At 63.3% G+C, this 26,306-nt stretch carries 24 protein-coding genes; 16 read left to right on the forward strand and 8 right to left on the reverse strand.

Annotation, left to right across the window (positions count from 1 at the left end):
• Positions 1 to 431 precede the first annotated feature (431 nt).
• The gene (gene recG / locus WN982_RS17640; RefSeq protein ID WP_341313201.1) at positions 432 to 2,669 is read right to left on the reverse strand and encodes an ATP-dependent DNA helicase RecG; all 2,238 of its coding nucleotides are present in this window, start codon (positions 2,667 to 2,669) and stop codon (positions 432 to 434) included.
• A 149-nt stretch (positions 2,670 to 2,818) separates the two neighbouring features.
• Between recG and queA the strand changes: the two genes are divergently transcribed.
• From queA to secF, 5 genes are all read left to right on the forward strand, one after another.
• A complete protein-coding gene (gene queA / locus WN982_RS17645) occupies positions 2,819 to 3,868 on the forward strand; it encodes a tRNA preQ1(34) S-adenosylmethionine ribosyltransferase-isomerase QueA (protein WP_341313202.1) in 1,050 nt (349 codons plus the stop codon).
• A gap of 216 nt (positions 3,869 to 4,084) precedes the next feature.
• Positions 4,085 to 5,266, forward strand: coding sequence for a tRNA guanosine(34) transglycosylase Tgt (tgt, locus tag WN982_RS17650; protein WP_341313203.1), 1,182 nt, complete (start codon positions 4,085 to 4,087; stop codon positions 5,264 to 5,266).
• Between the two features lie 206 nt (positions 5,267 to 5,472).
• Positions 5,473 to 5,802: a preprotein translocase subunit YajC gene (yajC, locus tag WN982_RS17655; RefSeq protein ID WP_094780780.1), complete on the forward strand. Its 330-nt coding sequence runs from the start codon at positions 5,473 to 5,475 to the stop codon at positions 5,800 to 5,802.
• A gap of 117 nt (positions 5,803 to 5,919) precedes the next feature.
• A complete protein-coding gene (gene secD / locus WN982_RS17660; RefSeq protein WP_341313204.1) occupies positions 5,920 to 7,956 on the forward strand; it encodes a protein translocase subunit SecD in 2,037 nt (678 codons plus the stop codon).
• An 18-nt stretch (positions 7,957 to 7,974) separates the two neighbouring features.
• Positions 7,975 to 8,925: a protein translocase subunit SecF gene (gene secF, locus WN982_RS17665; protein ID WP_341313205.1), complete on the forward strand. Its 951-nt coding sequence runs from the start codon at positions 7,975 to 7,977 to the stop codon at positions 8,923 to 8,925.
• 112 nt (positions 8,926 to 9,037) lie between these two features.
• Here the strand turns inward: secF and WN982_RS17670 are convergent, their stop codons facing one another.
• On the reverse strand, positions 9,038 to 10,315 hold the full coding sequence (locus WN982_RS17670) for an MFS transporter (protein WP_341313206.1): 1,278 nt from the start codon (positions 10,313 to 10,315) through the stop codon (positions 9,038 to 9,040).
• Between WN982_RS17670 and WN982_RS17675 the strand changes: the two genes are divergently transcribed.
• Positions 10,314 to 10,565: a hypothetical protein gene (locus WN982_RS17675; RefSeq protein ID WP_341313207.1), complete on the forward strand. Its 252-nt coding sequence runs from the start codon at positions 10,314 to 10,316 to the stop codon at positions 10,563 to 10,565. The genes WN982_RS17670 and WN982_RS17675 overlap by 2 nt on opposite strands.
• Before the next feature lie 68 nt (positions 10,566 to 10,633).
• Here WN982_RS17675 and WN982_RS17680 read toward each other — a convergent pair whose 3' ends face one another.
• The 3 genes from WN982_RS17680 to WN982_RS17690 form a co-directional block, all read right to left on the reverse strand.
• Positions 10,634 to 11,203, reverse strand: a complete 570-nt coding sequence (locus tag WN982_RS17680) for a YceI family protein (protein WP_341315831.1) — start codon at positions 11,201 to 11,203, stop codon at positions 10,634 to 10,636.
• A gap of 68 nt (positions 11,204 to 11,271) precedes the next feature.
• Positions 11,272 to 11,835 carry a YceI family protein gene (locus tag WN982_RS17685; protein WP_341313208.1) on the reverse strand — a complete coding sequence of 188 codons (564 nt, stop codon included), beginning with the start codon at positions 11,833 to 11,835 and terminating at the stop codon, positions 11,272 to 11,274.
• 8 nt (positions 11,836 to 11,843) lie between these two features.
• Positions 11,844 to 12,404: a cytochrome b gene (locus tag WN982_RS17690; RefSeq protein ID WP_341313209.1), complete on the reverse strand. Its 561-nt coding sequence runs from the start codon at positions 12,402 to 12,404 to the stop codon at positions 11,844 to 11,846.
• A gap of 417 nt (positions 12,405 to 12,821) precedes the next feature.
• On the opposite strand from WN982_RS17690, the gene WN982_RS17695 reads away from it, so the two are divergent.
• The 9 genes from WN982_RS17695 (at position 12,822) to WN982_RS17735 (ending at position 22,419) form a co-directional block, all read left to right on the forward strand.
• Positions 12,822 to 13,553: a paraquat-inducible protein A gene (locus WN982_RS17695; RefSeq protein WP_341313210.1), complete on the forward strand. Its 732-nt coding sequence runs from the start codon at positions 12,822 to 12,824 to the stop codon at positions 13,551 to 13,553.
• A gap of 7 nt (positions 13,554 to 13,560) precedes the next feature.
• The gene (locus WN982_RS17700) at positions 13,561 to 14,211 is read left to right on the forward strand and encodes a paraquat-inducible protein A (protein WP_341313211.1); all 651 of its coding nucleotides are present in this window, start codon (positions 13,561 to 13,563) and stop codon (positions 14,209 to 14,211) included.
• Positions 14,204 to 15,862 carry an MlaD family protein gene (locus WN982_RS17705; RefSeq protein ID WP_341313212.1) on the forward strand — a complete coding sequence of 553 codons (1,659 nt, stop codon included), beginning with the start codon at positions 14,204 to 14,206 and terminating at the stop codon, positions 15,860 to 15,862. Before WN982_RS17700 ends, WN982_RS17705 begins: the two co-directional genes overlap by 8 nt.
• Positions 15,859 to 16,602: a PqiC family protein gene (locus WN982_RS17710; RefSeq protein WP_341313213.1), complete on the forward strand. Its 744-nt coding sequence runs from the start codon at positions 15,859 to 15,861 to the stop codon at positions 16,600 to 16,602. Before WN982_RS17705 ends, WN982_RS17710 begins: the two co-directional genes overlap by 4 nt.
• A 778-nt stretch (positions 16,603 to 17,380) precedes the next feature.
• The gene (locus tag WN982_RS17715) at positions 17,381 to 17,659 is read left to right on the forward strand and encodes a hypothetical protein (protein WP_341315870.1); all 279 of its coding nucleotides are present in this window, start codon (positions 17,381 to 17,383) and stop codon (positions 17,657 to 17,659) included.
• The gene (locus tag WN982_RS17720; protein ID WP_341313214.1) at positions 17,571 to 19,715 is read left to right on the forward strand and encodes a site-specific recombinase; all 2,145 of its coding nucleotides are present in this window, start codon (positions 17,571 to 17,573) and stop codon (positions 19,713 to 19,715) included. The genes WN982_RS17715 and WN982_RS17720 overlap by 89 nt, the downstream gene beginning before the upstream one ends.
• 30 nt (positions 19,716 to 19,745) lie before the next feature.
• Positions 19,746 to 21,038, forward strand: coding sequence for a class I SAM-dependent RNA methyltransferase (locus WN982_RS17725; protein WP_341313215.1), 1,293 nt, complete (start codon positions 19,746 to 19,748; stop codon positions 21,036 to 21,038).
• A 196-nt stretch (positions 21,039 to 21,234) separates the two neighbouring features.
• A complete protein-coding gene (locus WN982_RS17730) occupies positions 21,235 to 21,618 on the forward strand; it encodes a VOC family protein (protein WP_341313216.1) in 384 nt (127 codons plus the stop codon).
• Positions 21,619 to 21,678: 60 nt separating this feature from the next.
• Positions 21,679 to 22,419, forward strand: coding sequence for a YafY family protein (locus WN982_RS17735; RefSeq protein WP_341313217.1), 741 nt, complete (start codon positions 21,679 to 21,681; stop codon positions 22,417 to 22,419).
• 45 nt (positions 22,420 to 22,464) lie between these two features.
• Here the strand turns inward: WN982_RS17735 and WN982_RS17740 are convergent, their stop codons facing one another.
• Genes WN982_RS17740 through WN982_RS17750 form a run of 3 tightly spaced genes read right to left on the reverse strand, consistent with a single transcriptional unit; the run spans position 22,465 to position 25,433 of the window.
• Complete coding sequence (locus WN982_RS17740) at positions 22,465 to 23,919, reverse strand: NAD(P)(+) transhydrogenase (Re/Si-specific) subunit beta (RefSeq protein ID WP_341313218.1); 1,455 nt, start codon at positions 23,917 to 23,919, stop codon at positions 22,465 to 22,467.
• Entirely contained in the window at positions 23,919 to 24,260 is a 342-nt protein-coding gene (locus WN982_RS17745; protein ID WP_341313219.1) for an NAD(P) transhydrogenase subunit alpha, read from the reverse strand. The genes WN982_RS17740 and WN982_RS17745 overlap by 1 nt, the downstream gene beginning before the upstream one ends.
• Positions 24,261 to 24,290: 30 nt before the next feature.
• Positions 24,291 to 25,433, reverse strand: coding sequence for a Re/Si-specific NAD(P)(+) transhydrogenase subunit alpha (locus WN982_RS17750; protein WP_341313220.1), 1,143 nt, complete (start codon positions 25,431 to 25,433; stop codon positions 24,291 to 24,293).
• Between the two features lie 339 nt (positions 25,434 to 25,772).
• Here WN982_RS17750 and WN982_RS17755 point away from each other — a divergent pair, with 339 nt between their 5' ends.
• Positions 25,773 to 26,300: an NUDIX hydrolase gene (locus WN982_RS17755; RefSeq protein ID WP_341313221.1), complete on the forward strand. Its 528-nt coding sequence runs from the start codon at positions 25,773 to 25,775 to the stop codon at positions 26,298 to 26,300.
• Positions 26,301 to 26,306 lie beyond the last annotated feature (6 nt).

The raw sequence follows: 26,306 nt of genomic DNA on the forward strand, positions 1-26,306 counted from the left end.
CACCCACCGGTTTCCCTCGCAGACCGTTCCGGCGAGCACGCAATGCGAGGCGGGAAGGGATGATGCCGGAGGCGCCAATCTGCCATCGGTGTTGGGAAGTACCGCGTCGGCGCGCGCAGCGCCGCCGGAAGTATGACTGCCTTGTCACCAGCGCGGAGTGTGCGAGAACACTGACTCCAGATGCTCCACTGCCTCCTCCAAGCCAGGGGACCCGCTTAAGAATTAGCGGTGTGAAGCCGCTTTCTTTGCTTACTTTCTTTGCGGCGGCGCCCCGAAGGAAGTCCACTTGGTGGGCAAAGAAAGTAAGTGCCCGCCCCGCACAGGGGCGACGCTAATAGACCACTAAGAAATCAAGGAAAGGCCAACGCCGCAGGCACATAGAAGAATGCCGCCGCAGGCGTACAACCCAAAGCGCCGAGCAGGCAAAAACATCAAGCTTTCAAATATTGCTCCCGAGCCCCAAGCCACCGGGCCAGGTGCTGCACCACCACCTCGGGGTACTTCTCCAGCAAGACCGCAGCAGCCCCCCTAGCGGGCTCGATCAGCCACTGATCATTCTGAAGATCAGCAAATCTCAGCATGGCCTCGCCCGACTGCCGGGCGCCCAGAAACTCTCCGGGACCGCGAATCTCAAGGTCCCTACGAGCGATCTCGAACCCGTCAGTCGTCTCCCGCATCGTCTGCAACCGCGCCCGCGCGGTCATCGACAGCGGTCCCGTATAAAGCAGAACACAAACCGAAGCCGCGCTCCCGCGCCCCACCCGTCCCCGCAACTGATGCAATTGCGCCAACCCAAACCGCTCGGCGTGCTCGATCACCATCAACGACGCATTCGGCACATCGACACCCACTTCGATCACCGTCGTCGCCACCAGCAATTGCACCTCATTGCGTGTGAACGCGTCCATCACCGCGGCCTTCTCGGCAGGCGCAAGCCGGCCATGCACCAGTCCGACATTCAACTCGGGCAACGCGGCCACCAGCGTCTCGTACGTCTCCACCGCAGTCTGCAACTGCAAGGTCTCGCTTTCCTCAATCAACGGACACACCCAGTACACCTGCCGTCCCGTCAACGCCGCCTCACGCACGCGGCCAATCACCTCTTCGCGCCGCGCGTCGGACACCAGCTTGGTCAGAATCGGCGTGCGCCCGGGCGGCAATTCGTCGATGGTCGACACGTCGAGGTCGGCGTAATAGGTCATCGCGAGCGTGCGCGGAATCGGCGTCGCGGACATCATCAGCTGATGCGGCTGGAAATCCTGCGCGCCGTCAGCGGCGTTCTGCGCCTTCGCGCGCAAGGCGAGCCGCTGCGCCACGCCAAAGCGGTGCTGTTCGTCGACGATCACCAGCCCCAGCCGTGCAAACTCGACCGCGTCCTGAATGATCGCGTGCGTGCCGATCACGAGCTGAGCCGTGCCGAGCGCCGCGGCTTCGATCGCGGCGCGCTTTTCCCTGGTCTTCAAACTGCCGGCCAGCCACGCGACGCTCACGCCCAGCGGCTCCAGCCACCCGCGCAGCTTGCGCGCGTGCTGTTCAGCCAGAATTTCAGTCGGCGCCATCAGCGCGGCCTGGTAGCCGGCGTCGATCGCTTGCGCAGCAGCCAGCGCGGCAACGATCGTCTTGCCGCTGCCGACGTCCCCCTGCAACAGCCGCTGCATCGGATGAGGCTGCGTCAGATCGAGCGCGATCTCGCCGCCGACGCGCTCCTGCGCCGTCGTCAGCGAAAACGGCAACGCCTTCAACAAGCGCGCGACCAGCGCAGACGCATCGCCTTCCTTCCGGCGCGGCATGGCCGGCGCCGCACGCGTACGGCGCTCCTCATGCGCGCGCTTCAATGACATCTGCTGCGCCAGCAATTCCTCGAACTTGATGCGCACCCACGCCGGATGCGTGCCGTCGATCAACGCAGTTTCGTCGGACTGCACGCCGGGATGATGCAGCGTGCGCACCGAGTCCATCAGTGCCGGCACGTCGAGCGGCTGCAAATACTCACGGGCGACCGGCTCAGGCAGCAGTTCCGGCAACGACGTGCGCGACAAAGCGTTATCGATCGATTTGCGCAGATACGCTTGCGTCACGCCCGCGGTGCTCGGGTACACCGGCGTCAGCGCCTGCGGCAGCGGCGTGTCTTCGTCGACGACGCGCACCGCCGGATGCACCATCTCCATGCCGAAGAAACCGCCGCGCACGTCGCCGCGTACACGCAGCCGCGCGCCGATCGCCATCTGCTTGACCTGCGAGCCGTAGAAATTCAGAAAGCGCAGCACGAGTTCGTCGCCGGCGTCATCGCGCAGTTTCACCAGCAACTGCCGACGCGGACGATAGGCAATCTCGTTGTCGAACACCACGCCTTGCGTTTGCGCGATGCCGCCCGGCAGCAGGTGGCCGATCGGCGTCAGCGAAGTCTCGTCTTCGTAGCGCATCGGCAGATGCAGGACCAGGTCGATGTCGCGCGTGAGGCCGAGTTTGGCGAGCTTGTCGACGGTTTTGGCCGCCGGTTTGGCAACGGGTTTGCCAACTGCGGGCGCAGCTTTTTTCTTGTCCGGCGCCGCGGTAGCGCTAACGTCGGGCCCGTTTGCCGCCGTTGCCTCGCCCCGCGCGACGCGGCGCTTCGGCTCGGCGCTCACTTCATCGGCGGCAGGGGGGAATCGGCGATCGGACAAAGGCATGGGTTGCTTCGCAAGTACAATATCGGCTGTCAAAGGTGTCGCCGCCATACAGCGCGCGGGCTCGCGGGCCGCTGAGGCGTCCCGCAATCATAGCCGCTCGCCGCCCGGCTTCGGCTCAATTCCGTCTCAATTCGCTTCCAGTCGTCCGCATGTTTACGCTTTCCGATTTCGATTTCGATCTGCCGCCTGAGTTGATCGCGCAAGTTGCGCTGCCCGAGCGCAGCGCCAGCCGTCTGCTCGAAGTGGACCATACGGTGAGCCCGGCCCGCCTGATCGACCGCCGCTTCGCCGAGCTGCCCGAGTGCATCGCGCCCGGCGACCTGCTCGTCTTTAACGATACCAAAGTCCTGAAGGCGCGCTTCCTCGGCCAGAAGGCCAGTGGCGGCAAGATCGAAGTACTGGTAGAGCGTCTCACTGGCGAGCGCACCGTGCTCGCGCAGATCCGCGCGAGCAAAAGCCCGCAGCCGGGCACCACGATCCGTCTCGCCGATGCGTTCGACGTGACGGTCGGCGAGCGCGTCGAGCCGTTCTACACGCTGCATTTTCCGGACGACTGTCTGACGCTGATCGAGCAATTCGGCCGCTTGCCTCTGCCGCCGTACATCGAGCACGATCCCGACGCGACCGACGAAACCCGCTATCAGACCGTGTTCGCGCAAAATCCCGGCGCGGTCGCCGCCCCCACCGCCGGCCTGCACTTCGACGACGCGCTGCTCGCCCGACTGGACGCGAGAGGCGTCGACCGCGCGACGCTGACGCTGCACGTCGGCGCGGGCACCTTCCAGCCGGTGCGGGTGGAGAACCTCGCCGAGCACAAGATGCATAGCGAGTGGTATCACCTGCCGCAAAGCCTCGCCGACAAAATCGCGGCGACCCGCGCGCGCGGCAAGCGCGTGATCGCGGTCGGCACGACGTCGATGCGCGCACTCGAAGCCGCCGCGCGCGACGCCGAAGCCACCGGCCGGCCGCTCGGCGCGGCCAGCACCGAAACCGACATCTTCATTACGCCGGGCTATAAGTTCCGCGTGGTGGACCGGCTGGTAACCAATTTCCATTTGCCGAAGTCGACGCTGCTGATGCTGGTGTCGGCATTCGCCGGCGTAGAGACGATCCGCGCCGCGTACCGGCACGCAATCGAAGAGCGCTACCGCTTCTTCAGTTATGGCGACGCGATGCTGCTGACGCGCAGCGACGCCTGACGCATCGTTTGGAAGTTTTTGCAATTCCCGTTTTGTAATCCTCTTAGCCGCCGCGAGCCTTCCGGCGGTGTTCACGATTTGCGCCGGACTTGTCGATCCGGAGTTGGCGCTTCAGCTGTCGACCAGAGTTCGCGCTTCAGCGCGCTACTCTGGTCCCATGCAGAGCACTTACTCCGGTCCCATGCAAAGCTGTTTTCCGGTAGCACAGGAGTTTTCATGACCGACGGTCATCATTCGCAACAAGCAACCACCGAGCGCCCTGAAAACGGCCTCAAATTCGAACTGCTCGGCACCGACGGCCAGGCGCGGCGCGGCCGCGTCACGCTGAATCACGGCGTGGTCGAAACGCCGATCTTCATGCCGGTCGGTACGTACGGCACGGTGAAGGCAGTCCAGCCGCGCGAGCTCGAGGAAATGCACGCGCAGATCATTCTCGGCAACACCTTCCACCTGTGGCTGCGCCCGGGGCTGGAGACGATCGAGGCGCACGGCGGCCTGCACGGCTTCATGGGCTGGAAGAAGCCGATCCTGACAGACTCGGGCGGTTTTCAGGTGTTTTCGCTCGGCGATCTGCGCAAGATTACCGAAGATGGCGTCACGTTCGCGTCGCCTATCAATGGCGACAAGCTCTTTCTGTCGCCCGAAGTGTCGATGCAGATCCAGAAGGTGCTGAACTCGGACATTGTCATGCAGTTCGACGAATGCACGCCGTACGCGACCAATAACGTGCCAACTTCGCACAAGGAAGCCGCCGATTCAATGCGCATGTCGATGCGCTGGGCCAAGCGCTCCATCGACGAATTCAATCGCCTCGGCAATCCGAACGCGCTGTTCGGCATCGTCCAGGGCGGCATGTTCGAAGACCTGCGCGACGAATCGCTGGCGGGCCTCGCGGAGATGGATTTCCACGGCCTCGCGATCGGCGGGCTGTCGGTCGGCGAGCCGAAAGAGGACATGATGCGCGTGCTGAACCATATCGGCCCGAAGCTGCCGGCCGACAAACCGCACTACCTGATGGGCGTCGGCACGCCGGAAGATCTGGTGGCGGGCGTGGCCGCCGGCGTCGATATGTTCGACTGCGTGATGCCGACCCGCAACGCGCGCAACGGCTGGCTCTTCACGCGTTTTGGCGACATCAAGATCCGCAACGCCACGCACAAGAATTCGCTGCGCCCGCTCGACGAGCAATGCGGCTGCTACACCTGCCGAAATTTCACCCGCGGCTATTTGCACCATCTGCATCGTGTAGGCGAAATTCTTGGCGCGCAGTTGAACACGATCCACAACCTGCACTACTACCTCGAACTGATGCAGGAAATGCGCGACGCGATCGACGCGAAGCTGTTCGAGCCCTTCCGCAAGCGCTTTCACGAGAACCGCGCGCGCGGCGTCGACTAGACGCCTGTCGACGGACAGCGACGGATTCAACGGAAGAATCAGTCGGCATCACACGGGAAACCTTACAATCAACTTTCGCTCGTAGTGAAAAAAGGCTTTAACAGCTTGATCGGAAAGCCGATTCGCCGCGCCGAGCCCTGGTTAGCCGGTGGTAGAATAACCGGCTGATTTTTTTGATCGTTTTGATTTATAACGGAGAGACCAACGTGTCGTTCATTTCCAATGCCTTCGCCCAAGGCACAGCAACTGGTGGCATTGAATCGAACCTGATGAGCTTCCTGCCGCTGATCCTGATGTTCGGCGTGCTGTACTTCATCATGATTCGCCCGCAAATGAAGCGCCAGAAGGAACATCGCAATATGCTCGCCGCGATGGCCAAGGGCGACGAAGTGGTGACGAACGGCGGTATCGTCGGTAAGGTGACCAAGGTGGGCGAAGCTTACGTCGGCATCGAAATCTCGGAAGGCACGGAAATCACCGTGCAAAAAGCGTCGGTGACGACGATTCTCCCGAAGGGCACGATCAAGTCGCTGTAAGGCCTGCTCTCTCGCGTCCGGCGCGGCCTCGCCGGCGGTTCACGCGGCACACCGCGCACCGCCCGCGCTCATCGCCGGACGCATCGCTTCCAAGCCAACCTTCCCGTTGGACCACTCATGAATCGTTACCCCCTCTGGAAATACGCCGTGATGCTGGTGGCTCTGGTCATCGGCCTCGTGTACACGCTGCCCAATCTGTTCGGCGAAGCGCCGGCGGTGCAGGTGTCGAGCGGCAAGGCAACGGTCAAGCTCGACTCGACCACGCTGTCGCAAGTCGAAGCGGCGCTCGCTGCCAGTCAAATCAAGCCTGAAGACGTCACGTTCGACAACTCGTCGGCCAACGCGAACATTCGCGTGCGTCTGCTGGATACCGACACGCAGTTGCGCGTGAAGGACCTGTTGCAGAAGTCGCTGAACAGCGATCCGACCGATCCGCAGTTCGTCGTCGCGCTGAACCTGCAAAGCGCGTCGCCGCACTGGCTGACCGCCCTGCGCGCGCTGCCGATGTACCTCGGTCTCGATTTGCGCGGCGGCGTGCACTTCCTGCTGCAGGTCGACATGGCCGGCGCGCTCAACAAGAAGCTCGACTCCGACGCCTCGGACGCACGTACGCTCCTGCGCGACAACCACATCCGCGACGGCGGCGTGAACCGAGTCAACCAGACGGTGGTGATCAACTTCGCCGATCAGGCCACGGCGGACGCCGCGCTCAAACTACTGAGCCGCAGCATCAGTGAACTCCAGTGGGCGTCGCAAACGGGGACGGACGGCGGTGTGCAACTCGTCGGCACGTTCACGCCGGCGGTGCAGAAAGCCGTGCAGGACGCCGCGCTCAAGCAGAACATCACTACGCTGCATAACCGCGTGAACGAACTCGGCGTGGCCGAGCCGGTGATCCAGCAGCAAGGCGCGGATCGTATCGTCGTCGAACTGCCGGGCGTGCAGGACACGGCGAAGGCGAAGGACATCATCGGCCGCACAGCGACGCTCGAAGCGCGTCTCGCCGACCCGGTCAACACGCATCCGAACCCGTCCGATCCGGTGCCGCCGGGCGACGAATTGTTCACGCAAGGCAACCAGACGCCGGTGCTGCTGCGCAAGCAGATCATCTTCACGGGCGACCGGATTATCGACGCGTCGGCGGGCTTCGACGAGCATCAGCGTCCGTCGGTCAACATCCGTCTGGACTCGGCCGGTGGCCGCGCGGTGCGCAGCGTGTCGCGCGACAACATCGGCAAGCCGATGGCGATGGTGCTGTTCGAAAAGGGCAAGGGCGAAGTGCTGACGGTGGCGACCATCCAGTCTGAACTGGGCGACCGCTTCCAGATCACCGGCCAGGCCACCCCGCAAGGCGCGGCCGACCTCGCGCTGCTGCTGCGCGCCGGTTCGCTCGCTGCGCCGATGGACATCATCGAAGAACGCACGATCGGCCCGAGCCTCGGCGCGGACAACATCAACAAGGGCTTCCACTCGGTGGTGTGGGGCTTTGTCGCGATCGCCGTGTTCATGATCGCGTACTACATGCTGTTCGGCGTGATCTCGATGATCGGCCTCTCGGTGAACCTACTGCTGCTGATCGCCGTGCTGTCGATGCTGCAAGCCACGCTCACCTTGCCGGGTATTGCCGCAATCGCGCTCGCGCTCGGTATGGCGATCGACGCGAACGTGCTGATCAACGAACGGGTGCGTGAAGAACTGCGTCACGGCGCGCCGCCGCAACTGGCGATCCAGAACGGCTACGCGCACGCATGGGCGACGATTCTCGACTCGAACGTCACCACGCTGATCGCCGGTCTCGCGCTGCTCGCGTTCGGCTCCGGCCCGGTGCGCGGCTTCGCGATGGTCCACTGTATCGGCATTCTGACGTCGATGTTCTCTGCCGTGTTCTTCTCGCGCGGCGTGGTCAACTTCTGGTACGGCGGCAAGAAGAAGCTCAAGTCGCTGGCCATTGGTCAGGTGTGGAGGCCGCAAGGCGTCGATGGCGCGGCTGCCTATCTCGGCAACGACGACGCGGCCACCGATACCGCGCAAGCCATCGCCGCGGCCACCGGCAAGCCGAAGGCACCGGCCTCGGCGCAGGCACGTGCCGGCAAGCCGACCGTGCGCCGTCGCAATACGCCCAACACGCCGCAGAAACCGGGTTCATCCCGCTGAGTCCCGGAGAACAAGACCATGGAATTTTTCCGCTTTCGCAAAGACATTCCGTTCATGCAGCGTGCGTTGATCTTCAACGCAATCTCGCTCCTGACATTTGTCGCCGCTGTGTTCTTCCTGCTGCATCGCGGGCTGCATCTGTCGGTGGAATTTACCGGCGGCACAGTCATCGAAGTGCAGTATCCGGGCGCCGCACCGCTCGAACCGGTGCGCGGCACGCTCAACAAGCTCGGCTATACCGACGCGCAAGTGCAGAACTTCGGCACCTCGCGCGACGTGCTGATCCGTCTGCCGCTCAAGCAAGGCTTCACCTCGGCGCAGCAGAGCGACCAGGTGATGGGCGCGCTCAAGGCAGAAGATCCGCAGGTGCAGTTGCAACGGGTCGAGTTCGTCGGCCCGCAGGTCGGCAAGGAACTCGCTACCGACGGCCTGCTCGCGCTCGCCTGCGTGGTGGTGGGCATTGTGATCTACCTGTCGTTCCGCTTCGAATGGAAATACGCGGTGGCCGGCGTGATCGCGAACTTGCACGACGTGATCATCATTCTCGGCTTCTTCGCGTTCTTCCAATGGGAGTTCTCGCTGTCGGTGCTGGCTGCTGTGCTCGCGGTGCTCGGCTACTCGGTGAACGAATCGGTGGTTATTTTCGACCGGATTCGCGAGACCTTCCGCCGCGAACGCAAGATGACCGTGATCGAAGTGATCAACCACGCGATCACCAGCACGATGTCGCGCACCATCATCACCCACGGCTGTACGCAGATGATGGTGCTGTCGATGTTCCTGTTCGGCGGCCCGACGCTGCACTACTTCGCTCTGGCGCTGACGGTCGGTATTCTGTTCGGTATCTACTCGTCGGTGTTCGTCGCGGCGGCGCTGGCCATGTGGTTGGGCGTGAAACGCGAAGATCTGCTGAAGGACAAGAAGGACCGCACCGATCCGAACGACCCGAACGCAGGCGCGCAAGTTTGATCTTGCTGTCAACCTCGCAATGAAAAAGGCCGGTTCTCTCGAACCGGCCTTTTACGTTTACCGCTGCCATCGCCCTACGATTACTCGCAGTGCAAAGACCTTTTGAACGGTCTTATCTGAACCCAAGCTTGCGCCGCGCCGCCATCAACGCCACCAGACTCACTGCCGCGGCGAAAATCATGTAGTAGCTCGGCGCGGCCTTCGAACCCGTGAAGCTGATCAGCCACGCAATGATGAACGGCCCGAAGCCGCCGAAGATCGTCACCGCGATGTTATAGGCGAGCGACATGCCGGTCGTGCGTGTCTGCACCGGGAACATCTCGGAGAGCAAACCCGGCAGCGCGGCGAAATAACCCGTCATCAGAAAGCCGAACACGATCTGCAGCGCGATCAGCGTGCCGAAAGTCGGATGCGCGACCAGATAGACGAAAGCCGGATTGATCAGCACGAGAAGCAGCAGCGCCGAGCTCAGCATGATCGTGGTGCGTCCGTGCCGGTCCGACAGGTGGCCGACGAGCGGCGAGAACACCATCTGGATCGCGCCGGTCAGCGCAATCGCCGCGAACGCGACCGACGGCGCGAGTCCCAACTGCTTCACGCCATAGGTCGGCATGAACAACACCAGATACGTCGACACCGTCCCGAGCACCACCACGCCGATCGCAATCACGAGGCGCAGCTTCTGGCTCGCGAAGGTATCGCGCAACGGCGTCGTGGTCGTTTCCGCGGCGAGGAACTCGGGCGTCTCGTCGAGCCTGGTGCGGATGTACCAGGCCACCGGCCCGATCAGGAGACCGAAGAAGAACGGCACGCGCCAGCCCCACGAGGCCATCTGCTCCGGCGACAGCTTGCCGGTCAGCAGTACGCCGAAGCACGCGGCCAGCAGCGTCGTGAGCCCCTGGCTCGCCACCTGCCAGCTCGCGAAAAAGCCGCGCCGCCCCGGCACGTGCTCCGCGAGAAACGCCGTCGCACTGCCGAACTCGCCGCCCGCCGAAAAGCCTTGCATCAGACGCGCCATCACGAGGATCACGGGCGCGGCGATGCCGATGCTTTGATAGGTCGGCAGAATCGCGATGATCAGCGTGCCCGCCATCATCAGCAGGATCGACAGCGTGAGCGCCGCCTTGCGGCCGGCTCGGTCCGCATAAGCGCCGATTACAACCGCGCCGAGCGGGCGCATGAAGAACGACACGCCGAAGGTGCCAAGCGTGAGCAACAGCGAGACCGTGTCGTTGCCGGCCGGGAAAAACAGCTTCGCGATGACGACCGCGAAAAAACCGTACACCACCAGATCGAACCATTCGAGCGCGTTGCCGATCGACGCGGCCACCACCGCGCGCCACGAATTTTGCCGGCTCCCCGCCAGGCTTACAGCAGTCGTTGCATTCATGCAGATCTCCGATGCGCGCGAAATATTATTGATGCAGGCCTTCAGACCCGATCCTGCCGCACTGGATGCACGCACAACCAAGGCGGTGTCAGCGCTCTGTGTACCTGAAAAATTAAAACGACGCGAGCGGCAAATGCCCGACGGCCGCCGCGCAAGGCTTGCCGCGTTGCAAGCAGGCCAACAAAAAAACCGCTTCGTCGCAAAAGCGAACGAAGCGGTTTTTTTGCGGCGCAACGGCCGCGCGGCGTAATAACGAACACGCACGAACACGCACGAACACGCACGAACACGCGAGCCTGCAAAGGCTCGCTAAAGCGCTCACTGCTGCTTGATACCTTCAGCCTGAATATGCAGCTTGGTGTCCATGCTGAAGCCATACTTGCTGCCGAAATCCATGCCGTAATCCGCGCGGCTGAAATGACCGCTCGCTTCCACGCCGCACACTTCGCGCTTGAGCACCGGATGCTGCATGCACTTGAAAGATTCGATCTTCAGATTCAGCGGCTTGGTCACGCCGTGTATCGTGAAGTTGCCGACCACCTCGATCGGCTTGTCGCCGTCGAACTTGATGTCAGTGCCCTTGTAGGTCGCCGAAGAAAACTTGGCGACGTCGAAGAACTCGGGCGTCCTCAAATGCTCGTCGAGCTTGGGATTGCCGGTTTCGACCGAAGCCGGGTCGACGGTCACGTCCACCGTGCCGGTTTTTGCCGCGCGGTCGAGGGTCACGATGCCCGAACTCTTGACGAACTTGCCGCGCCACACCGAGAGGCCGCCGAGGTGATCCGCTTCGAAGCTCGGAAAGGTGTGGGTCGGATCAAGCTGATAGGTATCGGCGGCGAACGAGCCGAGCGTGAAAGAAGAAGCCGGCGCGCCTACGGCGATCAACAGGGATGTTTTCAATTCATGCTCCTTTGTTCTGAAAGAAAAGCTGCTGCACCCGAACAGCGCAGCGAACGTCACTTGCGTGCTGCAACGATATGAAACTTGATCACCACTTCATCGGCGACCACCGATGTGTCTTTCCATTCACCGGTACCGATATCGAACTGCGAACGCTTGATCGGCAGGGCGCCGTCGAAGGTCTGCGTCGCGCCCTGCTGGGTGACCGTGACCGGCACCACCACCGTCTGCGATTTGCCCTTGATGGTCAGCTTGCCGGTCACCTTGAACTGATTGCCGCCGGCCGGCGCAATCGCGCCCGACACGAAGGTCGCGTTCGGATACGTCTTCGCGTCGAACCAGTCCTTGCCGCGCACCTGTTCGTTGTAGCTTTCGTCGCCGAGATCGTAGCTGGCGACATCGATGCTGAGCTGCGCGTCGCCCTCGGTCGGTTTGGCCGGATCGAACTTCACTTGCGCGGTGAATTTACCGAACTTGCCTTCCACCGGCACGTTCATCTGTTTGGAGGTTGCGGTCACCGTGCTCTTCGGGACGTCGACCTGTGCGAGCGCGCTGCCGGCTGCAGTGAGCGAAGCCGCCGCGAACGCGGCGAGCATGTAGCGATAAAACGAAACTTTCATGGTTATCCTTATTTGATGAAAGGGAGCATGCGCGACAACAGGCCGTCGCGGTCCAGCCATTGATGCTTGAGCGCCGCCGCCACATGCAATGCGACCAGCACGAGAAGCGTGTAGTTCAGCACGATATGCACGTTCTTCAGCAGTTCCTTGAGATGTGGGTCCGGCGCGATCAGGCGCGGCAGCGGGATCAGCCCGAGGTACACCACCGGCACGTTGGCCGCGGAGCTATACAGATAGCCTGACACGGGAATCGCGATCATCAGCACATACAGCAGCAGATGCGTGAGATGCGCGGCGCCGCGCTGCCAGGCCGGCATGCGGCGCGGCATCGGCGGCGCCCCGTACATGGCGCGCCACAGAATGCGCAGCACGGCGAGCGCGAACACCGTCACGCCGATCCATTTGTGCCAGGAAAAATAGCGCAGCTTGGTCGGCGTGAAGCCGGGGATGTCCGTCATCACCCAACCGAGCGCGAAACCGCACACGATCAGCAACGCGATCACCCAGTGGAAGGCGATGGCGGTTCGCGTGTACGACTCCCGGCCACCGAAAGAAGGATTGTGTGCCATGACAGGTCAACGCTAGAGAGAGGTTAACGGCGCAGCCGGCCTTGCTATTCCCCGCTGCCGATTCGGCTTGCATCGGGCTGCGCAGCTCGGAGCGGGGTGCGGGCTGCGGCACGCGCCAAGGCCGCCATGCTACCCCAAGCGGAAAAAGCTGGCTGCCGCTACATGGAAAGCGCCCATCCCGTCAATTTTGCATGCAGCCAGGCCGGCATTGAACAATTGGGGCCGGACACTGTCAGAGGCATGTTCTTTATGTAAGATTAATTCAAATGCCGGCCCGGCATGGCTCACAGCCGCATTGAGCGCAGCGGCCAGGCGCGTTTGGTACTATTGCTTCACGTTTTGCTCCACGTTTTTGCCTGTCCCGCCTTGAGAACCGGCATTGCACGCCTCCCCTCACGTCGTTAGCCCCTGTGCCGTATGGAACATGACAACCTGATCGCGTGCCATGAGTGCGATACGCTGTTCCGCAAGCCACCGCTTGTCGGGCGTATGGTCGCGCGCTGTCCGCGCTGCGGCGCGACGCTCTATCGCGGCATCTCCCGCAAGCTCGACAGCATCACCGCGATGACCCTCGCCGCGCTATTCACCTTCCTGATCGCCCAAGGCTTCCCGATCCTCGAACTGGAAACCAACGGCATCACCTCGCAGACCTCGCTGTTCGGCGCGCTCGTCGCGTTATGGAACGAGGACATGCAGATCGTGGCGATCATGGTGTTCTGTTCGACCATCCTGTTTCCGCTGATCGAACTGCTCGCACTCCTCTATGTGTTGATCCCGCTGCGCGCCGGCTATGTGCCGCCGGCCTTCAACCGCGTACTGCGCGCCATTCAATTCGTCCGGCCGTGGGGGATGATCGAAGTGTTCATGCTCGGCGTGCTGATCACGATCGTGAAGATGGTGAGTCTCGCGCGCGTGATTCCCGAAGCGGCGCTGTTCGCCTTCGGCGCGCTGACGCTGATGTTCGCAGTGGTCGTCACTTTCGACCCGCGCATTCTGTGGGACCTCGCAGACGAAATGGGCGACCGAAAGCAGCGCCCGCTGCCGCGCACCGAGGCCGACAGCGCGGCGGCCGTCGTCGATATCGCGGCGGAGTCCCCCACGCCTTCCACCGGCCAACCCGGTGTGCCACCGGCACCGCATCAGGGATGAGCACACGATGAAATACGTCACCGCGATGCGTGCGGGTCTGGTCTCCTGCCATGCGTGCGGACGTGTCGAGCCGCGCATCCGCTCCGTCACCCCGCAGCATTGCAGCCGTTGCGGCGCGGTACTGCACCGGCGCAATCCCGATAGCCTGATGCGCACCTGGGCGTTATTGATCGCGGCGGCCTTGCTGTATATTCCGGCGAATCTGTTGCCGGTGATGCACACCTCATCGCTGCTCGGATCCGAAGACGACACCATCATGAGCGGCGTCGTCTATTTCTGGACCTCCGGCGACTGGCCACTAGCGGTGATCGTGTTCGTCGCCAGCATCATGGTGCCGATGCTCAAGCTCAGCGTGCTGCTGCTGCTCACCGTCACTGCGCAGCGCCGCTCGCACTGGCGGCCGGAGCAGCGCACCACGCTGTACCGGATGGTCGAACGGATCGGGCGCTGGTCGATGCTCGACGTCTTCGTCGTCACGCTGACAGTCGCGCTGGTGCGCTTCAAGTCGCTTGCTGTCATCACGGCCGGGCCGGGCGCCCTTGCCTTCGGCTCGGTGGTGATTCTGACCATGATGGCATCCATGCAATTCGATCCACGGCTCATCTGGGACAACGTGGAAGGCAGTACCCAAAAACCTCAGGACCTCAACCATGACTAGCCCGCAAGGACCGACGCCCGCCTCCGATGCGCCGCGCAACGATTCGAACGGACCCAGACTGCCGCCCCAACTGCCAGACCCCGAGATCGAGCCGCGCCGCCGCTGGCTGCCCTCGCTGGTCTGGGTGATTCCGCTGATTGCCGCGCTGATCGGCGTCGCGCTCGTGATCAAGTCGGTGACCGAAAGAGGCCCGACCATCACCATCTCTTTCACCAGCGCCGAAGGACTCGAGCCCGGCAAGACCAAAGTCAAGTACAAGGACGTCGACGTCGGCTCGGTGAAGACCATCACGCTGTCGAAGGATCTGTCGCACGTGCTGGTCCAGGTGCTGCTCACCAAGGAAGCCGAGGACTTCGCGGTCAAGGATTCGCGCTTCTGGGTGGTGCGGCCGCGGGTCGGCGCGAGCGGCGTATCGGGGCTCAGCACGCTGCTGTCGGGCGCATACATCGGCGCGGACGCCGGCCATTCGCCGGACAGCGAATCGCGCTTCGTCGGCCTCGAAACGCCGCCGCCCATCACCGGCGACCAGAAGGGCCATCAATTCGTCCTGCACGGCGACTCGCTCGGCTCGATCGACATCGGCTCGCCGATTTTCTACCGGCGCGTGCAGGTCGGCCAGGTGGTCGGCTTCTCGCTCGACAAGGACGGCACCGGCGTGACAATGCAGGTGTTCGTGGCGGCGCCGTTCGACCAGTACGTCGGCACCAACACGCGCTGGTGGCATGCGAGCGGCGTCGATTTGCGGCTCGATTCGAGCGGCTTCAAGCTGAACACCCAGTCGCTCGCGACCGTGGTCGTCGGCGGCCTGTCGTTCCAGTCGCCGCAGGGCCAGGGCGTGGGCGCGCAGGCGCCGAACAACACGACCTTCCGCCTCGGTTCCGACGAAGTGGACGCAATGCGCGAACCGGACGGCGTGCCGTTGCGTGTGGTAATGAACTTCAACCAGTCGCTGCGCGGGCTGTCGGTCGGCGCGCCGGTCGACTTCCGCGGCATTGTGCTCGGCCAGGTGTCCAACATCGGCATCGACTACGATCCGAAGACGCGTACCTTCACGATGCCGGTGACGATGAACCTGTACCCGGACCGCCTCGGCAGGCGCTTCCGCGAATCGGCGCCGACACCGGGCACGCTGGCTGGGCAGAACTTGCTGCAGCAGCTCGTCAAGCATGGTCTGCGTGGCCAGTTGCGTACCGGCAACCTGATCACGAGCCAGTTGTACGTCGCGCTCGACATCTTCCCGAAGGCGCCGCCGGCCACGGTCGACGTGACGGGCGACCCGCTTGAGTTGCCGACGATTCCGAACACGCTCGACGAACTGCAACTGCAAGTCGCCGACATTGCGAAGAAGCTCGACAAGGTGCCGTTCGACCAGATCGGTACGAACCTGAACAGCGCGCTGAAGAACGCCGACCAGCTCTTCACGCGGCTCGACAAGGAAGTCGTGCCGCAGGCGCGCGACACCTTGGCGGCTGCGAAGCAGACCTTCGGTTCGGCCGAGGCGACGTTGCAGCAGGATTCACCGTTGCAGTCGGATGTTCATCAGGCGTTGCAGGAGTTGACGCGCACGTTGCAGTCGCTGAATGCGCTGTCGGACTATCTGGAGCGTCATCCGGAATCGCTGTTGCGCGGTAAAACAGGAGATAAACCATGATGTTTGCCCGGCTCCCCCGCCCGCCGCGCGGGCTCGTGCGCGGCGCCGCTTATGTTGGCGCTCTGGCCGGACTGGTGGCGATGGCGGCGTGTTCGTCGCCCACTAGCCGGTTTTATACGCTGGGCGATGGCGGCACTGTTTCCGCTGCTGCGTCTGTGTCGGCGGCTCCGGTCAGCGCTCGGACTTCGGCTGCGCCGGCTTGGCTGATCGAGGTTGCGCCGATCGATGTGCCGCCTCAAGTGGCCAAGAATCAGCTCGTCGTGCAGACGGGACCCACGCAGGTCCAGGTACTGGAGCAGGAGCGCTGGGCTTCGTTGCCCGGTGATGAGATTCGTCGGGCTTTGTCGACCAGTCTCACGCAACAGCTCGGCACGATCGATGTGTATGGCACGGCTTATCCGGATGCGGTGCCGGTTTATCGGGTCAGCATGAATGTGCAACGGTTCGAGTCATGGCCGGGGTCGCATGCGTTGATCGACGCGGTTTGGAGCGTACGGGCTGTACGCAGTACTGCTGTGATGACTTGTCGAAGTGTTGTTAGTGAGCCGGTTGGCGGCGGTTATGACGCTCTCGTTAATGGGCACCGGTTGGCGCTGCAGCAGATTTCGTTGCAAGTTGCTGCTGGGGTGAAGGCGATGGCTGTTGCTGCTCCGCAGGGTCGGGCCAGTTCCACTGGCAAGGGGGCTGGTGTTGTGGTGGCAGTGCCTGCTTGTCCTTCTGCTGTTGGTACTGCTAGTTAAGGTTTTTTTGCCTTTTGCGGCGGCATTCTTCTGTGTGCCTACGGCGTTGGCCTTTCCTTGATTTCTTAGTGGTCTATTAGCTTCGCCCCTGTGCGGGGCAGGCACTTACTTTCTTTGCCGCCGCAAAGAAAGTAAGCAAAGAAAGCGGCTTCACACCGCTAATTCTTAAGCGGGTCCCCTGGCTTGGAGGAGGCAGTGGAGCATCTGGAATCGGTGTTCTCGCACACTCCGCGCTGGTGACAAGGCAGTCATTCTTCCGGCGGCGCTGCGCGCGCCGTGGCGGTACTTCTCAAAACCGATGGGGCGTGTGCGCCTTCGGCATCATCCTTCCCGCCTCGCACTACGTGCTCGCCGGGACGGTCTGCAAGGGAAACCAGGGGCTTCGTTTTGGTTTGGTGGGAGCCATCGGCTTCGCCTCGGCGAGGCGCCGAGGCGATTTGCGGTTTGCGGAAAAGTGACACCCAGCGGTAATTCGGCAAGACGCAGAGGTTGCTACGGTACTGAGAAAGGTACGCGCCGATCGCTACAAATCCACCCAAATGCGGACCACCTTACCAGGCAAAACGTTGACACGAAAATGACGGATGGTGTTGAGAAGTACCGCTACGGCGCGCGCAGCGCCGCCGGAAGAATGACTGCCTTGTCACCAGCGCGGAGTGTGCGAGAACACTGATTCCAGATGCTCCACTGCCTCCTCCAAGCCAGGGGACCCGCTTAAGAATTAGCGGTGTGAAGCCGCTTTCTTTGCTTACTTTCTTTGCGGCGGCAAAGAAAGTAAGTGCCTGCCCCGCACAGGGGCGACGCTAATAAACCAATATCAAATCAAGGAAAGGCCAACGCCGTAGGCACACAGAAGAATGCCGCCGCAAAAGGCAAAAAAGAAAAAAATGCAAAACCTCAACCAGAAGAAAAACAACATGCCATATCCTTCCCGCTAACGACCACCCAGCGCCGCAGGCAAAAAAGCAATGTTCACCACTATCCAAAGATTCATCAAAAAATGGCGCGCCTCTCGCGACAGCGGCCACCAGCTAGACGCGCTGCTAGCGATCGCTGACAAGACAGCGCCATACCCTGACCGCAGTGAGTGGCTGATCGAGCTCGCGCATTGGATCCGCCGCGGGGGCGCCGTGCAACCGGCCGGATCCAGCACCGCATCGGACACCACATCCGATTCGCGCTCAATCCCCGCGCACACAAGAATCCGTTATCTGCTCAACGTTCTGGACCGCAATCCAGCCTGGAAGGCAAACGTCGCCGGCATCCTCCGCGCGCTGCTACGCGAAAGCGACAGCCTCTCGCTCCTCTGCGATGCAGGCATGCCAGTCCACTCGGCCTTCTTCGGCGCCATGTTCGAACGACTCGAAGCCTCGCTGATTCCGCCCGCGCCGAACCGGCGCGATCTCACCGCGATCGTCACGCTGATGTTCAGCGCCGAGCGCGACGCCGAGTGGATCGACGCAATACCGACCGATCTGCTCACCCGCATCCACGCCCTCTTCGACTACGCGCAAGACGAAGACGAACACGAGCAGCGCGAAACCACACCGTTCTCGCTCGACCTGCTGGCCGCCCTGCACAACCTCACCTGCCAGATCAGCTCGACCGGTCTGTCGCAAACCGTGCGTAGCCGTCTCGGTGAAGTCGATGTCCGCGATGCCGGCGATGTGCGCGTCGCGATGGAAAAGCAGCCGTTCTACCGGCTCACGCGCGCGATGCTCGCCGTCGAAGCCGCGCATCAGGCGGTCGTCGAAGGCGGCCCGCAAGACAAGCTGCTGCATGAGGTCAACTTTCTGCGTCTGCTGCTCGACGAATGCCGCAGCGCCACCGACAACGTCTTCGCGCATCTCTATCGCAACGGTGTCAGCGTCGATATCGTGTTTCAGGTCGAGCGGATGCGCATGCGCATCGTGCGCGCCGAGCATCTGCTGAACGCATGGATGGCGCAGGACGATCCGCACGCCGGCGCGCGTCTGACCGCCGAGCTCGTGAACGCGAATCATGCGAGCCAAAGCGTTGCCCACCTGGTGCGCAGCAATTTCTCGCTGCTCGCACGCAAGGTCGTCGAATACAGCGCCGACACTGGCGAACACTACATCGCGCGCGATCGCGCCGAATACCTGAAGATGCTGCGCATGGCGGCCGGCGGCGGACTCGTGACCGTCGTCACGGTATGCATGAAATTCGCGATCACCGGCGCGCATCTGCAAGCGATGTTCGAAGGCCTGCTGGCCGGCATCAACTACGCGGCCAGCTTCATGCTGATGCACTTCCTGCACTTCACGCTCGCCACCAAACAGCCGGCGATGACCGCGCCCACCCTCGCGCGCGAACTCGACGGGACCGGCACGCCGGCCGGCGTCGACAGCTTCGTGAGTTCTGTGACCGCGCTGATCCGCACGCAAGCGGCAGCGGTGCTCGGCAACGTACTGCTGGTGTTCCCGGTGTGCCTCGGCGTGCAATTGCTGTGGCACACGCTCTTCAACGGCAACCTCATCTCGCCGGAGAAAGCCCACGCGACGCTGCACTCCTTCTCGCTGCTCGGGCCGACGCCGTTCTATGCGGCGCTGACCGGCGTGCTGCTATGGTCGTCGAGCCTGCTCGCGGGTTGGGCGGACAACTGGTTCGTCCTGCATCGCGTGGCCGATGCGCTCGCTTACAACCGGCGGCTGCGCATGACGCTCGGTGCGGCCGGCGCCGCCCGCCTCGCGCAATTCTGCCGCTCGAATGTGGCGGGCGCCGCGGGCAATATCACCCTCGGCCTGATGCTCGGGCTCGTGCCGGCAATCCTCACCGCCTTCGCGTTCGCTTTCGAAGTGCGCCACGTCACGCTCAGCGCCGGCTCGATCGGTGTCGCGCTCGGCGTGCTCGGTAAAGGCGCGTTGGAGTTGCCGGAGCTGTGGTGGGCGGTCGCGGGGGTCGGCAGCATGGCGATACTGAACGTGGCCGTGAGCTTCGCGCTCGCCTTCTACATGGCGGTGAAATCGCGCGATTTGCGGCGCACCACGGTGCGCTCGCTGCGCGGCGCGATCTGGCAACGCGTGTTCCAGCGTCCGCTCGAACTGGTGTGGCCGGTGCGCACCCGGGCGCCTCACCCCGACCGCGTACAATAGCGCCTTATCTAACGCCTTCCGGCAACCTCAATGTCCTTTGACTTCTTCCTTCCCTGTCCGCGCGGCCTCGAAGCTTCGCTCGCCGCCGAACTCGCCGAAATTGCCGCGAACCATCTGAACGGCGCGCCGTTCACGGCCGGCGCACAAGTTCCGGGCGGCGTGCATTTCCGCGGGGGCTGGGCCGCCGGCATGGCCGCCAACCTGCATTCGCGCCTCGCGAGCCGCGTGCTGCTGAAAATCGCGCATCGGCCGTATCGCAGCGAGCAGGATATCTACGCACTCGCGCTCGAACAGCGTTGGGAACAGTGGTTCTCGGCGAACGAAACGCTGCGCGTGGACGTTACCGCGATCAAATCGCCGCTGCGCAGTCTCGAATTCGCGACCCTGCGTGTCAAGGACGCGATCTGCGACCGTCTGCGTGAAGTCAGCGGCGCGCGTCCGAGTATCGACACCGGCATGCCCGATGTGCGCGTGTTCGCCTTCCTCACCGCCACCGATTGCACGCTCTACCTCGACACCTCCGGCGATCCGCTCTTCAAGCGCGGCTGGCGCCTGGACAAGGGCGCGGCGCCGCTGCGCGAGAACCTCGCGGCGGGCATCCTGCGTCTGACCGGCTGGACTGCCGGCACGCCGCTGTACGACCCGATGTGCGGCAGCGGCACGTTCCTCGCGGAAGCCGCGCAAGTCGCGCTGAATATCGCGCCCGGTGCCGAACGCCGCTTCGGCTTCGAAAAGCTCAAGCAATACGAAGCCAGGACATGGCAAACGCTGAAGGCTGCCGCGCTCGACGCCAAACACGCCGCCCGCAATTCGCGCGCCGATCTGCAGATCTTCGGCAGCGATATTTCCGGCGACATGTTGGACAAAGCGCGCGCCAACTTCCAGCGCGCCGGTCTGCCTTCCATTCCGCTCAAACAGGTCGACGCGCGCGGCATGACGGCGCCCTCGTCTGAGCCGGGCATTCTCGTCGCGAATCCGCCGTACGGCGAACGGATCGAAGTGCGCGGCCGCAACGCGCGCGGCGAAATCCGCGAAGGCCGGGGAAATCGTGAAAGCCGCGAAGACGACGGCTTCCGCCGCGCTCAGGAAGAAGCACCGGACAGCGAGTTTTTCCAGTCGTTCGGCGATGCGCTAAAGCAGCGCTTCACCGGCTGGCACGCGTTTATTCTCACGTCGGATCGCAAGCTGCCTGGCCAGTTGCGTCTGCGCGAGTCGACCAAAACACCGCTCTTCAATGGCGCGCTCGAATGCCGGTTGTTCCGCTTCGATCTGATCGCCGGCAGTGTCCGGCAACGGCCGCAGAACGATACGCCGGCGGCTTAAGCCCGTAGCGCAACAGCCTTGCTGAAAAAGCCGCGAACCTCAGAGGTTCGCGGCTTTTTTTCGTCTGCACGCGCTCGTATCTATTCGCACTTCCGTCACGCCCTACTGACAGCACGCTGTCAGTAGCCCCCCTGCACACTCCTTCTCACGCCATCCGGCGCTTTGCACGGCTTACCCCCATCCACAGGAGAGTGACATGTCCGCATCATCCAAAGTTGTTGCATGGTTCGAGATTCCGTCGGTCGATTTCGATCGCGCTGTTCGCTTTTATGAAACGGCGCTCGACGTCAAACTGAATCGCCAGGAAGTCGGCGGCCAGCCGATCGCGATCTTCGGCTACGAGGAGCCGGCCACCGGCGGCGCGATCGTCCACAGCCCGTCGATGACGCCGACCGACGACGGCGTTCTCGTCTATCTGAACGCGCAACCGACCGTCGACGCCACGCTCGCCCGCGTCGAACAGGCCGGTGGCAAGACCGATGGACCGGTGATCAAGCTGCCGCAGGACATCGGCTACATCGCGTTCTTCACCGATACGGAAGGCAACCGTCTCGGCCTGCATTCGCAAACCAACGGTTAAACGGCCAAGCTGCGACGGCGGCGAATCGTCAACCGATCTGAATACCGACCGGAGCGCGGCGTGCGGCGCTATCATCGCGGGACTGTTCCTGTTCTTTTCTACAAGACGCCCACGATGACGCGCCGCGCCGACCGCCTGTTCCAGATCGCCGAACTGCTGCGCGGACGGCGTCTGACCACCGCGCAACAACTCGCCGACTGGCTCAACATCTCGTTGCGCACGGTCTATCGCGACGTGCGCGATCTGCAACTCTCAGGTGTGCCGATCGAAGGCGAAGCCGGCATCGGCTACCGGTTAAGCCGTGCGGCGAGCTTGCCGCCGCTCACCTTCACCGCCGACGAACTGGCCGCACTCGCGGCAGGCGCGCGAATGCTCGAATCGTGGGGCGGCGCCGGCTTTGCGAGCGGTGCGCGCGGCGCGTTGGCGAAGATCGCGTCGGCGATGCCCGCCGACAAACGCGCGAAGCTCGAGCGCCTGGCCATCTTCGCGCCGTCGTTTCACATCAAAGCGGATTTTTCCGCGAAGGTAGACGCGCTGCATCGCGCGATCGACGGCCGTCAAGTAGTGAGCTTTGCGTACACCGATGTGAACGGCGCGGCCACCGAGCGGCGCGTATGGCCGCTGGCGCTCGCCTATTGGGGCGCACGCTGGACACTTGGCGCCTGGTGTGAATTACGTAGCGACTTCCGCAATTTCGGACTGGAGAAGATCCAGAATCTGCAGGTGCTCGAACACTATCCGGACCAGGAAGGCAGACGGCTGGCGGATCTTTTGCGACATGTCGGCGCAAAGCGGCAGTGAGGGTCGCGACCTGCCGCCTGGCAGGCCGCAAACCGCCGAGGCGCGTTACTCCACTGACTTCACCATATCCTCGATCACCTTCTTCGCATCGCCGAACACCATCATCGTCTTGTCCATGTAGAACAGGTCGTTGTCGAGGCCGGCGTAACCCGCTGCCATCGAACGTTTATTGACGATCACGGTACGCGCCTTGTACGCCTCGATGATCGGCATGCCGGCAATCGGCGACTTCGGATCGTTCTTCGCCGCCGGATTCACGACGTCGTTCGCGCCGAGCACCAGCACCACGTCGACCTGGCCGAACTCGCCGTTGATGTCGTCCATTTCGAACACCATGTCGTACGGCACTTCGGCTTCCGCGAGCAGCACGTTCATGTGCCCCGGCATCCGTCCGGCCACCGGGTGAATCGCGTATTTCACCTCGATGCCCTTCTCGACCAGCTTGTCGGTGAGTTCCTTCAACGCATGCTGCGCACGCGCCACCGCCAAGCCGTAACCCGGCACGATCACCACGGTTTCGGCATTGCCGAGCATGAACGACGCATCGTCGGCCGAACCGGCTTTCACCGGACGCTGTTCCGCCGCACCACCCGCAGCGGCTGCGCCCGGTTCGTTGCCGAAGCCGCCGAGAAGCACGTTGAAGAACGAGCGGTTCATCGCACGGCACATGATGTACGACAGGATCGCACCGGACGAACCCACCAGCGAACCCGCGATGATCAGCATCGGATTGTTCAGCGAGAAACCGATACCCGCCGCCGCCCAGCCCGAATACGAATTGAGCATCGACACGACCACCGGCATGTCCGCGCCGCCGATCGGAATGATGATCAGCACCCCGAGCGCGAACGCGATCGCCGTCATGAGGATGAACGGCAGCCACGACTGCGTGAGGAAGAAGATCGCGCCGAAGCCGAGCATCGCGATCGCCAGCATCAGGTTGATCAGATGCTGCCCCGCATAGACGACCGGCGCGCCCTGGAAGAGCCGGAACTTGTACTTGCCCGACAGCTTGCCGAACGCGATCACCGAACCGGAGAACGTAATCGCGCCGACGAACGTGCCGATGAACAGTTCGACCCGGTTGCCATACGGCAGGAAGCCCGGCACCGGATTCTCGGGATCGACGAGACCGAACGCCGACGGCTCCGACACCACCGCATACGCGATGCACACCGCCGCGAGACCGATCAGCGAGTGCATCGCCGCGACCAGTTCCGGCATCTTGGTCATCTCGACGCGCGCGGCAACGAACGCACCGACAGCGCCGCCAATCACCAGCGCGACCAGCAGCAGGCCGAGTCCCAGGCCGAGATTCGAGCCGAGCGCGGCAGCCTGTTTGGTGATCAGCACGAGGGTCGTCAGGATCGCGATCGCCATCCCGACCATGCCGAAGGTGTTGCCGACGCGCGCCGTCTTCGGATTCGACAGCCCCTTGAGCGCCTGAATGAAGCAGACCGACGCAACCAGATAAAGCAGCGTGACGACGTTCAGACTCATTACGCGTTCTCCCTGGTCGTGGATTGTGCCTTGTCAGCGGGGAGCTTCTTCGGCTCTTTCTTGCGGAACATCTCCAGCATTCGCCTCGTGACGAGAAAGCCGCCGAATACGTTGACCGCCGCCAGCGCGACGGCGAGCGTGCCGAAGAACTTGCCCGGCGTGCCCAGCGTGAGGCCCGTCGCCAGCATCGCGCCGACGATCACGATCGCCGAGATCGCATTGGTCACGGCCATCAGCGGCGTATGCAGCGCAGGCGTGACGTTCCAGACGACATGGTAGCCGACGTAAATCGCCAGCACGAAGATGATCAGGTTGATGACGGTGTGGTTGATGACTTCCATCGCCGCTCTCCTATGTAGTGGTGGTTTGCTTCAGGCCTTGCGCGCAACTTCGCCGTCGCGGGCCAGCAGCGTGGCCGCGACGATGTCGTCTGCGAGATCGATGTTCAGCGCCCCTTCCTTCGTGATGATCAGCTTGAGGAAGTCGAGCAGGTTGCGGGCGTACAGGGACGACGCATCGGCGGGCACCATGGAGGCCAGATTCGTATAGCCGACGATCTGCACGCCGTGTTTAGTGACGACCTGGTCCGCTTCGGTCAACGGGCAGTTGCCGCCGCGCCGGCCGTCATATTCGGCGCCGCGTCCGGCCGCGAGGTCCACCAGCACCGAGCCGGGCTTCATCGCCTGGACGGTTTCGACGGAAATCAGCGTCGGCGCGGCGCGGCCCGGGATCAATGCGGTCGAGATCACCACGTCCGCCTGTTTCGCGCGTTCGTGCACCAGCGCCGACTGGCGTTGCAGCCAGCCTGGCGGCATCGGCCGCGCATAACCGCCGACGCCCTGCGCGGCTTCGCGCTCCTCATCGGTTTCGTACGGGACATCGAGAAACTTGGCGCCTAGCGATTCGATCTGCTCTTTCACCGCCGGACGCACGTCGGACGCTTCGATCACCGCGCCCAGGCGCTTGGCCGTCGCAATCGCCTGCAAACCGGCCACGCCCGCGCCGAGAATCAGCACGCGCGCCGCTTTGACGGTGCCGGCCGCCGTCATCAGCATCGGCATGAAGCGCGGGTAGAACGTCGCCGCCACCAGCACCGCCTTGTACCCGGCGATGTTCGCCTGCGACGACAGCACGTCGAGGCTTTGCGCGCGGGTGGTGCGCGGCGCGGCCTCGAGCGCGAACGCGGTGACGCCGGCCGCGGCGAGTTTCAACGCGTTTTCGGCGTTGAAAGGATCGAGCATGCCGACCAGCGTCGCGCCGCGCTTCAGAAGCGGCAGCTCGGCATCGGTTGGGGACTGGACTTTGAGAACGAGCTCTGCGCCGAACGCGGTGGCCGCATCGACGATTTCCGCGCCGGCGGCTGTAAAGGCATCGTCAGGGAAGCTCGCGCCGGTGCCGGCGCCGCTCTGGATCGTGACCCGGTGGCCCTGGGTCACATACTTCCTGACCGTTTCGGGCGTCGCGGCGACGCGGGTTTCGTGCGCGCGCGTCTCAGCTGGCACTCCGATGTGCATCGTTGTTCCTCCTCGACTTCCTGTTTTACGACAGATCCGCCGACGAGGCACGCCGGCTTGCAAGTGCAACGGCTAACGCGTCACTTTAACCGAAACAGGGGGGTTCGCCGAAATCGGGGACAATCCGGGGGTCCTGGCCCTGCGGGGCGGCTTGCTGGCTGGGCCACCTGGCGCTCGCTGCCGGCAACCCTGCTACCGCCCCGGCCGCTGCCCTAGTCGATGTTCCGCCCACGGCCCCCGTTGCAGCCCCGCCCATCGCCGGTCGCCCCCCGCCGGTCGCCCCCCGCCGGTCGCCCGCTTCCCGGCAGCCCAGGCCCATAGGCGGTAAAATGCGCTCCCATGAGACCGGAAACCTGGGTGCCGCACGTCACCGTTGCGGCCATTGTCGAGCGTGACGGACGTTTTCTCGTGGTCGAGGAACATACCGTCGACGGCCTGCGCCTGAACCAACCTGCCGGCCATCTGGAGGCGGGCGAAACGCTTCTGGAAGCGGTCATCCGCGAAACGCTCGAAGAAACCGCCCATCCGTTCACGCCCGAGGCGCTGGTCGGCATGTATATGACCCATATCGAGCGGCCCGGCGATGAAGGCGTGACGTATCTGCGCTTCACCTATTGCGGCAAGAGCGGCGAAGAGGACGCGAAGCGCGCACTCGACCCCGACATCGTCCGCACGCTGTGGATGAGCGCCGACGAATTGCGTGCATGTCCCGAACGGCACCGCACGCCGCTCGTCATGCAATGTATCGACGATTACCTCGCGGGCCGGCGTTTCCCGCTCGACTTCGTGCACACGCATTCGGTCGGGCCTAATCAGTCCACAAACGCGGTCAATGACCGATCAATGAAGTCAGGCAGCACGCAGTGAGCACCT

Origin of the sequence: Paraburkholderia sp. IMGN_8 (assembly GCF_038050405.1) — a bacterium.
GTDB lineage: Bacteria > Pseudomonadota > Gammaproteobacteria > Burkholderiales > Burkholderiaceae > Paraburkholderia.